Here is a 13,683-nt window from a genome sequence, read left to right on the forward strand (position 1 = left end):
ATGCAAAACACATCCATTTCCCCGCAGAAACTAAATGGACTATATGCTTATTTTTTAGGCAACACAGCGGCAGTTTTAGGAATGTTGTTATGGTTTCCCTGACTTTTTGTCATGCATTTGTGTATTCCATCTGCGTGATCTGCCGCGCAAAAAGAAAACAAAGCCATGATTATACCTCCCTTTAACCTTTGATTGACATATCATCAACAATCTTCAAGGAGGGCAGCCATGAGCCATGCACATATTTACCCTATCCCGGCCAACATTGCGCAAAATACGCTGATTAATCCCCGGCAATATCATTCAATGTATCAACAATCGGTACAGGATCCCGAGGCATTTTGGGGGGAGCAAGGCAAGATTGTTGACTGGATAAAACCTTACGCTACGGTAAAGAACACCTCCTTTGCCCCTGGCAACATCTCAATTCGCTGGTATGAGGACGGCACGCTAAACCTGGCCGCTAACTGCCTCGACCGGCATCTGGCGGCGCGCGGCGACCACCCGGCGATGATCTGGGAAGGGGATGACGCCAGCGAAAGCAAAACCATCACCTACCGCGAACTGCATCACGACGTATGTCGCTTTTCCAACGCCCTGAAAGCGCTGGGAATCCATAAAGGCGATGTGGTAGCGATCTATATGCCAATGGTGCCAGAAGCCGCCGTGGCCATGCTGGCCTGCGCGCGCATCGGTGCCGTGCATTCGGTTATCTTCGGCGGTTTTTCACCGGAAGCCGTTGCCGGGCGAATTATCGACAGCCACGCCCGCCTGGTGATCACCGCCGACGAAGGCGTGCGTGCCGGACGCACCATTCCGCTGAAGAAAAACGTCGATGATGCACTGAATAATCCTGGCGTGACCAGCGTCGACAACGTCATTGTCCTCAGGCGCACCGGCAAAGATATTAGCTGGCACCACGGCCGTGATCTTTGGTGGCATGAGCAGGTGAACAGTGCCAGCGAGCAGCATCAGCCTGAAGAGATGAACGCGGAAGACCCATTATTTATCCTGTATACCTCCGGTTCTACCGGCAAACCAAAGGGGGTGCTGCATACCACCGGCGGTTATCTGGTTTATGCAGCGACCACCTTCAAATACGTCTTCGATTATCACCCGGAGGATATCTACTGGTGTACCGCCGATGTCGGTTGGATTACCGGACACAGTTACCTGCTGTATGGCCCGCTGGCCTGTGGTGCCACCACTCTGATGTTTGAAGGGGTGCCAAACTGGCCAAAACCCAGTCGTATGGCCGAAGTGGTTGATAAACACCGGGTGACCATCCTGTATACCGCACCCACGGCGGTGCGTGCGTTGATGGCCGAAGGGGATAAAGCCATTGCCGGCACCCATCGTTCCAGCCTGCGCATCCTTGGCTCGGTAGGCGAGCCGATTAACCCGGAGGCCTGGGAGTGGTTCCATCAAAAAATCGGTAATGGCCATTGCCCCATTTCAGATACCTGGTGGCAGACGGAAACGGGCGGATTTATGATCGCTCCGCTCCCCGGAGCCACCGCGCTGAAACCCGGATCGGCTACCCATCCCTTTTTTGGCGTACAGCCCGCGCTGGTCGATAACGAAGGTCATCTGCAGGAAGGTGCCAGCGAAGGCAATTTGGTTATCGTTGATTCCTGGCCTGGCCAGGCACGCACGCTATTTGGCGATCATCAGCGCTTTGAGCAAACCTACTTCTCCACCTTCAAAAACCGCTATTTCAGCGGCGACGGCGCTCGCCGTGATGAAGACGGCTATTACTGGATAACCGGACGCGTCGACGACGTACTGAATGTTTCCGGTCATCGTTTGGGGACGGCGGAGATTGAGTCCGCGCTGGTCTCGCATCCGAAAATTGCGGAAGCAGCGGTAGTGGGTATTCCGCACGCTTTGAAAGGCCAGGCGATCTACGCCTACATTACGCTGAACCGTGGTGAAGAGCCTTCGCCGCAGCTGTACAGCGAAGTGCGTGCCTGGGTGCGTAAAGAGATTGGCCCCATTGCCACACCGGACGTGCTGCACTGGACCGAATCATTACCGAAGACCCGCTCGGGGAAAATTATGCGCCGCATTTTGCGCAAAATCGCCACCGGCGATACCAGCAATCTCGGTGATACTTCCACGCTGGCCGATCCCGGCGTGGTAGACAAATTACTCGAAGAAAAACTGTCGATTAACATGCCATAACCGCAACGGGGGCTGCCGGCCCCTGTTGATTGCCTGTCTTATTACCCCCTGATTTTCAGCACGATAAATTGATAACAACAATATATATCCCACATCATTGCCGTTGCCACGGTTAAGGCAGCAGATTCAATCGTTAGGGATATAACCTCTGGAGATGCTGTGATGAACGATGTCCTCTATGAAAGAATTGAGAAAAGCACCGCTTTCAACGTGCTGGTGAAAAAACGCCAACGTTTTGCCGCCCTGCTATCCCTCATTATGTTAGTCCTCTACGTCGGCTTTATTCTGCTGATCGCCTTCGCGCCCGGCTGGCTTGGCACGCCGTTATATCACGGCACCAGCGTCACGCGTGGCATTCCCATCGGGGTTGGGCTGATCGTCGTCTCATTCCTGCTGACCGGTATTTATGTCTGGCGCGCCAACGGCGAGTTTGACCGTTTGACCCGCGAACTGCTGAATGAGGTAAGAGGATGAGCACATATTATCTGTTATCTGTACTGGCGGTGCTGCTACCGGGGTCAGTAATGGCTGCTGACGCCATCAGCGGTGCGGTTGAACGCCGGCCAGTCAATGTCGAAGCGATTGTGATGTTCCTGATCTTTGTCACCCTGACTCTGGGAATTACCTGGTGGGCTTCCAAACGTACTCGTTCACGCAGCGATTACTACACGGCCGGCGGCAATATCACCGGTTTTCAGAACGGGCTGGCAATGGCCGGGGATTTCATGTCTGCCGCCTCGTTTCTCGGTATTTCCGCGCTGGTTTACACTTCGGGTTATGACGGGCTGATCTACTCGCTCGGCTTCCTGGTCGGCTGGCCGATTATCCTGTTCCTGATTGCCGAGAGATTGCGTAACCTTGGCCGCTATACCTTTGCCGACGTGGCCTCTTACCGGCTGCAGCAGAAGCCAATCCGCACGCTGTCGGCCTGCGGTTCACTGGTGGTGGTGGCTTTGTACCTGATTGCGCAGATGGTGGGTGCCGGTAAACTGATCCAGCTCCTGTTCGGCCTGGACTACCATGTTGCCGTGGTACTGGTTGGCATACTGATGGTGATGTACGTGCTGTTTGGCGGCATGCTGGCCACCACCTGGGTGCAGATTATCAAAGCGGTGCTGCTGCTGTTTGGTGCCAGCTTTATGGCAATTATGGTGATGAAAAGCGTTGGATTCAGCTTTGATACGCTGTTCAGCGAAGCGATGAAAGTCCATCCGAAGGGGATGGCCATCATGCGCCCTGGCGGGCTGGTCAACGATCCGATCTCTGCCCTTTCACTCGGCCTTGGCCTGATGTTTGGTACTGCCGGCTTGCCGCATATCCTGATGCGCTTCTTTACCGTCAGCGATGCGCGTGAAGCGCGTAAAAGCGTGTTCTATGCCACCGGCCTGATGGGGTACTTCTACTTCCTGACCTTTATCATCGGTTTTGGCGCCATTTTGCTGGTCGGAGCCAACCCAGCGTTCAAAGATGCCAGCGGCGCGCTGCTCGGCGGTAGCAATATGGCGGCGGTTCATTTGGCCGATGCGGTCGGCGGCAGCCTGTTCTTAGGCTTTATATCTGCCGTAGCCTTTGCCACTATCCTTGCGGTAGTGGCCGGGTTGACGCTGGCGGGAGCCTCAGCGGTTTCGCACGACCTGTATGCCAGCGTGATGCGTAAAGGCCAGGCCAGCAAACGTGACGAGCTGCGCGTATCGAAAATCACCGTTGTCGCGCTTGGCGTGGTGGCCATCCTGCTCGGCATTTTATTTGAAAAGCAAAACATCGCCTTTATGGTCGGGCTGGCATTCTCTATCGCTGCCAGCTGTAACCTCCCGATTATTCTGCTGTCGATGTACTGGTCAAAGCTGACTACTGACGGGCGGATGGCTGGGCCTGCTGACGGCGGTTATCCTGATGATCCTCGGCCCGACCGTTTGGGTTCAGGTGCTGGGCCACGCACGGGCAATTTTCCCGTATGAGTACCCGGCATTGTTCTCCATGCTGGTGGCCTTTATTGGCACCTGGCTGTTCTCCATAACGGATAATTCCGCGCAAGGTGCCGGGGAACGGCTGCGCTTCCGCGCGCAGTTTGTACGTTCACAAACCGGTGTGGGGATTGAAGGCGGGAAAGGGCATTAATAAGCAACCGGGTCGGGCTGACTTCCGACCTGCTTCGCAGCCGCCAGCGCAAAGGGCGTGGTGATGGAACGCACCGCAAGACTGCGCTGGATAGCTTCCGCCAGCGTGAGCAGGCGCGGTAGCCACACGGAACGACAGACGGCCACCACGGTTGCGGTGAAAACCCCGGCGCAGAGAGACAACCAGTGACGGCGAATGCCAGCGTCGCCGGGCCAGGCAGCCACAGCAGCCAGCGACTTTCGCCGATATAGTCTTGCCGGGAGATATGCGCGAATACCAGTAGCGCCACCAGCACGATCATCGCCAGCAGCATACCAACGATATTGGCTGGCAGCGGCACATGCAGCCAGCCAACCAGCCGTTCGGAAACGATAAAAATAGCGATATAAAGCGCCACCTGCAGCGGAACCTGTACCCGTTGCAGCCAGCCTGTCGTCTGCTGACGCGTTGCCAATGCCATATTGTGTTGGCTCACCGGGGGAAATACGTTGCCAGAGAGTATAAAGCGCTAACGAAGGGTGAAAAAAATGACTTAATATGATTCAAACTATGCCAGACAGGAATAATGATGGACGTTCGCGCACTGCGCTATTTTGTCGAAGTGGTTCGCCAGCAGAGCTTCACCCGTGCCGCCGAGAAGCTGTACGTCACCCAGCCCACCATCAGCAAGATGTTACGGCAGCTGGAAGATGAACTGGGCTGTACTTTACTGATCCGTGAGGGCCGCAAACTGCATCTGTCCGACACGGGCCAGGCGGTCTATCAGCGCGGGCTGACCATCCTGCAAGAGTTTAAGCAGCTGGAGGCGGAAATCGGCGATATTAACCAGTTGAAAACCGGCGAATTGCGTCTGGGCATTCCGCCGATGGTTGGCATGCAGATTGCCGGTTCGATATCCGCTTTTCGCCAGCGCTACCCTGGCGTAGGGTTAAAGATCGCCGAATTCGGTGGCCTGACGGTACAACAGGCGGTGCTGTCAGGCAGTCTGGATATTGCCATGAGCGCCCTGCCGGTGGCGGACGATCTGCCGCTCAACTCGCTGGCGCTGATGAGCCACCCGCTGTGCGTGTTGGTGCCCCGAAGCGAAGAGTGGTTACGCCGTAGCCATATGCCCATCGGCGAGCTGGCCGGGCACCCTATATTGATCTACAACGAAGAATTTTCACTCAATCGCCAGCTGATGCGGGCTTTTCAGTCCAGCGGATTCACGCCACACATTGCGGTGCGCAGCGGGCAGTGGGACTTTCTGGCGGCAATGGTGCAGGCAGGGATGGGAATAGCCATACTGCCGGAGCCGATCTGCCAGCGTCTGGACAAAAGCCAGCTGCTGTGGCTGCCGCTGGAATCGGATCTGGTGTGGGATCTGGGGTTGATCTGGCGCAAGGGCAGTTATTTGTCGCGCAGCGCCCAGGCCTGGATAGGCTGTTGCCGCGAATTTTGGCCGGGTGAAACGCCTCGCTTATCGTTATAAGGTGGCAACGGGCGATCCGCATCGCCCGCTGCGCCGTCGCAACAGAGCGTTATTCCTCTTTATCCGTTAGCAGCGTTTCCATCAGGTCGAGATCGTGCTGTAACTTGCGCATGGTTTCGTTGCTGATTTTCTGCGTGGCGCGCAGATGATACAGCTCACCACGTTCGGCTCGCAGCGCGTTAAGACGGAAACGACGCTCCAGGTTTTCCGCATATAGCGCACGTTCCATATCATCTTTGCCATCAACCCGGCAGCGCAGGTTACCCGACACGCGCAGGCTAACCTCTTTTAGCAGCTCGCTATCGATGTTCTCATCGGGATCGGAGGCCAGCCGCTCTTCCATGTGATGCAGGCTTTCAATAGCGGTAGCCGCCATCAATGCGCGCGCCGTTTGTATTTCGCGCCGATGCAGGGATTTATCAATCCCTTCAACGCCGCGCAGCAGCACCGGCAGCACCATTACACCGATTAGCAGCGAGAACAGGATCACTCCGGTGGCCAGAAATACCAACTCATAACGCGCCGGGAAGTCGCTGCCGTTGGCCAGTAGCAGCGGAATAGACAGCACACCGGCCAGCGTGATTGCCCCACGCACGCCGGCGAAAGAGGCAATCAGCAGCTCGCGCGTTGAGTAGTTAGAAAACTCCATCGGGCGTTTTTTCAACATGTTGCGGCTGATCAAGCGCATCGTCCACAGCCATCCGAAGCGCACAATCATCAATGCTGCATAGATCAGAACCACTGAGGCAAATAGCGCCCACAGCTCGACATCAGGGTCGGCATTCGCCTGATTTAATGAAACCTCGAGAATATCCGGCAGCTGCAAGCCCAGCATCAGGAATACCATGCCGTTAAAGACGAATTCCAGCATCTGCCAGACGCTGTTAGCACGCAGTCGCATCGCCAGCGGAGCCTGACGAATGATGCCGGAACGCGAGATGGTCATACCGGCCGCCACCGCCGCCAGAATGCCGGACACCCCAATATGTTCAGCAATCAGATAGGAAGCAAACGGCAGCAGCAGCAGTAGCACCGTCTGCGTTGCCGGATCGTCACCGCTCCAGCGGCTGAACAGGCGTAGTGATTTACCGTACAGCCAGCAGATGGCGATGCCCGCCAGCAGGCCGCCCATCGCCACTTTAAGAAACTCCAGCGTCGCGCCGGAGACGGTAAACACCATCGTTCCCATCGTCACGGCCACGGCAAACTTCATGGATACCAGACCGGAAGCGTCGTTCATCAGCGCTTCGCCCTGCAGAATAGCCATGATTTTTTTCGGAATGCGCCCCTCGCCAACGATGCCGGAGAGCGCCACCGCATCGGTAGGGGACAGCACGGCAGCCAGGGCAAAGGCAGACAGCAGCGGGATCCCCGGCACCAGCCAGTAAATCAGATAGCCAATGCCGACCACGGTAATCAGCACCAGCACCAGCGCCAGGCCGAGGATCTCACGCCCGTGGTGTAAAAACTCGCTGGTGGGGGTTTTCCAGCCATCGGCAAACAGCAATGGCGGAATAAACAGGACTAAAAACAACTCCGGATCAAAGTCGACATGCAGGCCAAACGTTGGCCAGGCAAGCAGCGCCCCCATGGCGATTTGCACCAGCGGCAGGGGAATTTGGAATGGAATGATACGTGCAGCAACGCCTGACAAAGAGACAACCAGCGTCAGAATGAGGATGGTAAAGAAGATTTCCATGTTTTCCTTTCTTATACGTCTTCCAGTGGGATTCAGACAATACGGGCATGGCGATGTACATGTCCACCGGATAGTAAAGCAAATTCATCAGGCGTTGAAAAACAGGAAGTGCGTTAAGCGGGAAAATTCGGCGGCATCTGAAGCCGAAGCCGCAAATTACGGCTCCAGACTGCATTAAATTGCCCAACCACCGGCATAGAATGCGACCAGGATGACACCAATGACCACCGTGCCAACGTTCAGCTTACGCCACTCGCCGGCAAAAAGGCGGCCAACAATCAACGAACCGAAACCGAGCATGATACCGGTGACGATATTGCAGGTCAGCACGATAAATACCGCTGCCAGCAGGCCAGACATCGCATCGACAAAATCGTTAAAGTCGATTTTTGACACGTTGCTCAGCATCAGTAGCCCGACATACATCAGTGCTGGTGCGGTGGCATAACCCGGCACCAGGTAGGCCAGCGGTGACAGGAACAGGATGAGCAGGAACATCACGCCAACCACCACCGCCGTCAGCCCGGTTTTGCCGCCCGCTGCCGTACCGGCTGCCGACTCGATATACACCGCTGCAGGAGCCGCCCCGACCAGGCCGGAGAAGATGCTGCTCAGTGAGTCGCTGGTCAGCGCCCTACCGCCGCTGATAATCTGATTGTTTTTATCCAACAGATTAGCCTGACCCGCCACGGCACGAATGGTCCCGGTGGCATCAAATACGGCTGTCATCACCAGCGCCAGCACGCTTGGCAGCACTGCCGGTTTCAGCGCCCCAATAATATCCAGACTGAATACCAGTGATTTACCCTGCTCGTCGCTCAGGCTTGGCATGGAAAACAGCCCCTGATAGCGCACGGCAGGATCGAATATCAGACCAATGACCGATATAGCAATAATGGTCAGCAGAATACCGCCGGGAACGCGCAGCTTTTCCAGGCCAAAAATCACCGCCAGGCCCATCAGAGTCATCATAATCGGGAAAGAAGGGAAATGCCCTAATGCGACCGGCAGACCCGGCCCCGGATTTTTTATCACCAGCCCGACGCCGTCCGCCGCGATAAGCAGCAAAAACAGCCCGATACCCACGCCAGTGCCGTGTGCCACGCCCATTGGCAGATTACGCAAAATCCAGGCGCGGACGCCGGTCGCGGAAATCAGGGTAAACAGTACCCCCATCAGGAACACCGCCCCCAGCGCTACCGGCAGGCTAATGTGCTGGCCCAGTACCAGGCTAAACGCGGTAAACGCCGTCAGTGACAGGGCACAACCAATCGCCATCGGCAGATTGGCCCACAGCCCCATTAGCAGAGAACCAAATCCGGCAACCAGGCAGGTAGCAACGAAGACGGCAGCCGGCGGAAAACCCGCTTTACCGAGCATCGACGGGACAACAATCACGGAATAGACCATCGCCAGGAAGGTAGTCAGTCCGGCGATCACTTCCTGGCGCACGCTACTGCCGCGTGCGGAAATGTTAAACCAGGCATCTAACGTGCCGTTCGCCGGTTGAGAAGGAGTAGACATAGTATTCCTCTGAGTTTTTTATGAGTTGTCGCTGCGTGGCATCGCTGCAGCGCGCAGCGATAGACGTTTGCATCCCTGGTGCAATATTCGCGGTATACAGTGCATCGGAGCGGGGCATAAACCGAATAAAGGCAAACGTTTTATTCCACGCATAACGCGCGTAATAAATATTCTGCATCATTTGTGCCGCTGGCAAAGGCTAAGCCGGGACCGTGACTCATAACAGTCAGCAGAACTCAGATTTGCAAGATGACGATTATTTGCAGGCAAAGGATTATCCAGTGTTTTATGTCGCACTTTCAACACCTGTTCGCGCTTAAATGCCACCGTTCGGCTGGGCACCTACACCCGCCATAAACATTGACATAGTACCGGGATTAGCCCCGGTACACTGCAAAGATTTTCTTATAACCGCCATCCGGTGCCGAAGGGGGTAAGGCGTTTTCTTTCACGGGAAGGGAAACTTTTCACACAAGGTTAATTTTGCCCCCTTTATCCAGCGCGCGCTGCCAGGCCGCGCGGCACTGCACTTTTTCCAGCCAGGCCTGAATCGCCGGGCTGCCAGCGGCACCACCACGCGCGGTGATCGCCTGTATCGGAAAGCTCATCTGTACATCGGCAATGCTGAATCGACTACCGGCAAACCACTCATTGCTGGTCAGGTGCTGCTCGATAAACTGGCGATGAGTGGCCAGTTGTGGGTCGATATAGCCCTTCTGCACGCCTTTACCAAACGCACTGCCAATCGGTCGCAACAGCCAGGGTACCGGCGCTTTACCCATACGGCTAAAGATCAGTTTCATCACCAGCAACGGCATTAATGAACCTTCGGCATAGTGCAACCAATAACGAGATTGTATTACCTCTTCATCGTCAAAAAGTTTCAGCCGCTCTTCGGCGTCATAATGCGCCTCCAGGTACTCCAGGATCGCGCCGGATTCCGCCACAACACGATTTCCATCGGTAATCACCGGGGATTTGCCCAGCGGGTGCACTTTTTTTAGCTCGTCAGGAGCCAGCATGCTGGCTCCACGCTGATAGCGCTTGATCTGATACGGCACTTCAAGCTCTTCCAGCAGCCACAGCACGCGCTGCGAACGTGAATTGTTAAGATGGTGCACAGTGATCATCATCACTCCTTAATGTCGGCAATCAAATCATCAGTATAGGAGTTCAGACGTTTTTTACATCCAGCAGTATTGCCCCGGTGCCCTGTTCGCTCAGGCGGTCATCAGGATTACGTAGCGGGCAATCCTCCATCGACAGGCAGCCGCAGCCGATGCAGCCGTCGAGATCGTCTCTCAGGTGGGTCAGCGTCTCAATGCGACGATCCAGTTCATCACGCCACTGCTGTGACAGCAGTGCCCATTCTCTGGTCGTCATACGCTTACCGGGGGAATACTGCATCAGGCTATCGCCGATGGTGGCAAGCGGTATGCCGATACGCTGGGCTATTTTGACAACCGCGACGCGACGCAGCACGTCACGGGTGTAACGCCGCTGATTACCCCCGTTGCGATGGCTGCTAATTAACCCTTTGCTTTCATAGAAATGCAGCGTCGATACCGCCACGCCGCAGCGCTGCGCCACATCACCAGGGGTCAATTCCCGTTTGTTAGGATTAGGGGGACTTTTTTTCATTTAGCACTTTACCTCAAGTTAACTTGAGGAATTATACTCACTCACCATTGAGGCCGCGACAGGTATCAATCCGTTTTCGCGAGACACCCGGAAGAAAAGTGTATGCATGACGACATCATCAACACCCTGACCAACTGGATCGATAATAATCTGGACAAAGCCCTGTCGATTGATGAAGTGGCTGCAAAATCGGGCTACTCGAAGTGGCATTTACAGCGTATGTTCCGTACGGTGACAAAACAGACGCTGGGTGGGTATATCCGGGAACGCCGTTTAACGCTGGCTGCCGAAGCGCTGCGCCAGAGTCAGCGCCCGGTTTTTGACATCGCCATGCAGTACGGCTACGACTCGCAGCAAACTTTCTCCCGGGTATTTCGTCGTCAGTTTTCCCAGACGCCAACGGCTTATCGTAATACCATGCGCCGCCAGATGTTGCAGCGTAGCAGCTGGCATTTTGACTGCGGCGACTCCCCAGCCAGCAGCGTTCAATCGCAGTGAAATGATAAAACCTGCCCGACCTGTAACTCAATGCCCGCGCGGGATCCACAGCGCTGATTGCTCGCCCGCCCTCTTAACGAACAGTGCCGCAAAAACCGTCACCGCCTTATGGCAGTGGCTTTTGCCGGTATCGGCATCGCTATGTCATGCTGGTTGGTGAGCGGATGTTGGATATGTCGTTCAATATGCAAAGCCTGTAAAAGCTGGCAAAGCGCAGGGGGGTTGTTCCTGACAGACTACCGATGCAGAACTTTCTCATTACCCCTTTTGGCTTGAGGATGTAAAGTATTTTTTTACGTTTTGTTATAGACAGTTTTATCCTGGTAAAAACAGGGCCTGTTTTCGTGAGGGTAAATACAAGCCTTTCTAATCTCTCTTTGAAATTTAACCTTGCTTAACCTGTCTGTAGGTTTTGTGGTTGAGTGATAAATCTGAATTTCATAATAATTCCAATCTTAAGAATGGGCGAATTTTAATAGGATACGTTCTCACTGTTTGCAGAGACTATTCTTTACCCACCCCTGATTCAATACTTACTTCCGGGGTTATCTCTGGTGATGGCAGTTACCGGTGATTTTCACATCATCCGTTAAGCCTGATTGAAGTGTGCACCGCTTTTTTACCTTCCAGCACGCTCTTTGCTAATTATGCTCCGAACCTGAATTGAGAAGAGGTGTGATGAGAGGAACCTATAGTAAAAAAAACAATACCTAAAGCCGTCAAAACTCTTTTTTAAGAAAATAGGATGAATCCCATAATGTTATTTTCTCCATAATATCCTAACGTAAGGCATGACAGCCTAATCACCTTATTTTTCAGGATTAGATAATATCTGAAAAAAACAGATCCATTTATTAATATAGTCATGCTTATTCAAGTATTGTTAAGAAAGGTAATCGCATTTATGAGAAAATCACGATATAGCGAAGAGCAAATCAACAGCGCCATTAAAGCTTCTGAAAACGGCACCAGGGTAAAAGAAATCTGTGACGCATTAGGAATTTCCGCAGCAACCTTGTATAGCTGGAAAAAGAAGTATGCTGATTTATCTTCAGAAAATGGAAGGAAAATAAGAGACATGGAGGAGAGACTTCACAATATTGAACGTGAATTACAGGTTTTGTCCTCAGACAAAGAGATGCTGCAAAGCGTGCTGAAGCACTTTTTCACCACCAAAGACAAGCGTCAGGCGGTTAATTTTTTGCAACATACCTATCAAATTGGCACACGCCGCAGTTGTCGCCTGCTGGACATCAGCCGCAGTGTTTACCACTATCCCAATAATGGTGAAAACTGATCGTGTCATCGATGATGGCAAGTTGACGGGCAGGAGGCGGGTCAAAAAAATATCGTTATGGCTAACTGAACATTCCCGTATCCTCCCCACGGGTGGACATTTGCTGATGGCCTGTTTATCACCTGGCCGCACTGGTAGAAAATCAATATCAACAATGAGTTCTCTGCACGTTTATCTTTAACACCAGGGTCAACGTGCAATGATCAATGCAAACCCGCCTCGTGCAATCATCAAATCCAGCTATCAATTGTCCGGTCAGGATGATTTTCTGTTTTCTTGATGAATTCACCCAGCCTCTATCAACCTTGCCAGAGATGCTGTCCGTTACAATGACATTCGTTTCGGCGTCACGTTTAATCACCCACCGAAAAAGATTAACAATACTCACCAATTAATGCCGCAATCACCGGGTTGCTCCGTCTCGATAGCGCTTTAACTTATCAATAGTTGATTCCGGGCTGCTGGAACAGGTTACATCTGATGATTTTTTACAGCGAAACTTGATTCAGAGAGGGTCTGCAGGCAGGTAGTACGGCGTAAATATGGTGCTTATCCTGTTCAGCACAGGCACCTGTGGGTCGGTACAAATCAGCTAATTGAGCCACAAATCCACGGGCGGCAGGAATGTAAAGCGTATGACCGCACCTGAATTCCTGTCAGCTTACGGCTCAATTAAGCGATGACTTCTGTGCCGCAGACAATAGAAGAGATCGCCAGTAAGCAACGTGCTGAGTACCGCCGCCGCGTGAACTGCCAGCGCATCTTCGTCGGCAGTTCACGCGTTTCCTACAAAGGAAATTACTGCTCAGGGGGGGCCGATTCAGGTTGGACTTCGTCGATCTTCCAACCGTCACGCTCGTGAATCAGCGTCACCAACAGATGTTGACTGTCGCCGGGATCGCGCCCGAGCGTGACATCACCCGCCGCGCGATTACCCTCACAGGTGAAACTGCTGACGCTGACGTGATTGACCCAGCCGTCGCTGTAGTCCTGATCCTGCAGGAAATAGTCGTCATCCATGCCGTCCGGGCTTTTAATCAGCAGGTTAATTTTTTGCAGCAGTCGCTGGGTAACATATTCATTTAATAGCGGATCGTGTTCATCAATCGGGCTTTCCTCTTGACTTAGCGCCGTCAGATACCAGCTGTAAAAGGCCAGACTGGTGCTCTGTGGATCGTTATTATGCTCCGCTGCCGCCGTCCCGAAGGCGACGATCGCTGTCACCAGCATCAGCAACCACTTTTTCATGTA

At 53.7% G+C, this 13,683-nt stretch carries 11 protein-coding genes and 2 pseudogenes; 7 read left to right on the plus strand and 6 right to left on the minus strand.

The features are described from left to right. Positions 1-228 precede the first annotated feature (228 nt). The 3 genes and pseudogenes from acs to EPYR_RS16300 all read left to right on the plus strand — a co-directional run bounded on the left by acs (position 229) and on the right by EPYR_RS16300 (position 4,302). On the plus strand, positions 229-2,184 hold the full coding sequence (gene acs, locus EPYR_RS16290) for an acetate--CoA ligase (protein ID WP_014539560.1): 1,956 nt from the start codon (positions 229-231) through the stop codon (positions 2,182-2,184). Positions 2,185-2,346: 162 nt separating this feature from the next. Beyond that, positions 2,347-2,658 carry a DUF485 domain-containing protein gene (locus EPYR_RS16295; protein WP_014542525.1) on the plus strand — a complete coding sequence of 104 codons (312 nt, stop codon included), beginning with the start codon at positions 2,347-2,349 and terminating at the stop codon, positions 2,656-2,658. Beyond that, a pseudogene (locus tag EPYR_RS16300) lies at positions 2,655-4,302 on the plus strand (cation acetate symporter). Before EPYR_RS16295 ends, EPYR_RS16300 begins: the two are co-directional and overlap by 4 nt. 2 nt (positions 4,303-4,304) lie before the next feature. Here the strand turns inward: EPYR_RS16300 and EPYR_RS19685 are convergent. Next, positions 4,305-4,762 (minus strand): annotated as a pseudogene (locus EPYR_RS19685) (LrgB family protein); the annotation flags it as partial. Between the two features lie 108 nt (positions 4,763-4,870). On the opposite strand from EPYR_RS19685, the gene EPYR_RS16315 reads away from it, so the two are divergent. After that, entirely contained in the window at positions 4,871-5,773 is a 903-nt protein-coding gene (locus tag EPYR_RS16315; protein ID WP_015899059.1) for a LysR family transcriptional regulator, read from the plus strand. 49 nt (positions 5,774-5,822) lie between these two features. On the opposite strand, the gene EPYR_RS16320 is transcribed toward EPYR_RS16315, so the two are convergent. The 4 genes from EPYR_RS16320 to soxR all read right to left on the minus strand — a co-directional run bounded on the left by EPYR_RS16320 (position 5,823) and on the right by soxR (position 10,637). Further along, positions 5,823-7,472, minus strand: a complete 1,650-nt coding sequence (locus EPYR_RS16320; protein ID WP_014539568.1) for a Na+/H+ antiporter — start codon at positions 7,470-7,472, stop codon at positions 5,823-5,825. Between the two features lie 174 nt (positions 7,473-7,646). Continuing rightward, positions 7,647-8,996 (minus strand): NCS2 family permease, encoded by a 1,350-nt coding sequence (locus EPYR_RS16330; protein WP_014539569.1) that lies wholly within the window; start codon positions 8,994-8,996, stop codon positions 7,647-7,649. Between the two features lie 467 nt (positions 8,997-9,463). Continuing rightward, a complete protein-coding gene (locus tag EPYR_RS16335; protein ID WP_015899060.1) occupies positions 9,464-10,126 on the minus strand; it encodes a glutathione S-transferase in 663 nt (220 codons plus the stop codon). A 43-nt stretch (positions 10,127-10,169) separates the two neighbouring features. Continuing rightward, positions 10,170-10,637 carry a redox-sensitive transcriptional activator SoxR gene (gene soxR, locus EPYR_RS16340; protein ID WP_014539573.1) on the minus strand — a complete coding sequence of 156 codons (468 nt, stop codon included), beginning with the start codon at positions 10,635-10,637 and terminating at the stop codon, positions 10,170-10,172. 102 nt (positions 10,638-10,739) lie between these two features. On the opposite strand from soxR, the gene soxS reads away from it, so the two are divergent. The 3 genes from soxS to EPYR_RS16350 all read left to right on the plus strand — a co-directional run bounded on the left by soxS (position 10,740) and on the right by EPYR_RS16350 (position 12,432). Further along, positions 10,740-11,135 (plus strand): superoxide response transcriptional regulator SoxS, encoded by a 396-nt coding sequence (soxS, locus tag EPYR_RS16345; RefSeq protein WP_014539574.1) that lies wholly within the window; start codon positions 10,740-10,742, stop codon positions 11,133-11,135. A gap of 57 nt (positions 11,136-11,192) precedes the next feature. Then, complete coding sequence (locus tag EPYR_RS21585; RefSeq protein ID WP_148217844.1) at positions 11,193-11,411, plus strand: YjcB family protein; 219 nt, start codon at positions 11,193-11,195, stop codon at positions 11,409-11,411. A 628-nt stretch (positions 11,412-12,039) separates the two neighbouring features. Next, on the plus strand, positions 12,040-12,432 hold the full coding sequence (locus tag EPYR_RS16350; protein WP_014542534.1) for a transposase: 393 nt from the start codon (positions 12,040-12,042) through the stop codon (positions 12,430-12,432). 798 nt (positions 12,433-13,230) lie between these two features. On the opposite strand, the gene EPYR_RS16355 is transcribed toward EPYR_RS16350, so the two are convergent. After that, on the minus strand, positions 13,231-13,680 hold the full coding sequence (locus EPYR_RS16355) for a DUF3828 domain-containing protein (protein ID WP_015899061.1): 450 nt from the start codon (positions 13,678-13,680) through the stop codon (positions 13,231-13,233). Positions 13,681-13,683: the final 3 nt, after the last annotated feature.

Origin of the sequence: Erwinia pyrifoliae DSM 12163, assembly GCF_000026985.1 — a bacterium.
GTDB lineage: Bacteria > Pseudomonadota > Gammaproteobacteria > Enterobacterales > Enterobacteriaceae > Erwinia > Erwinia pyrifoliae.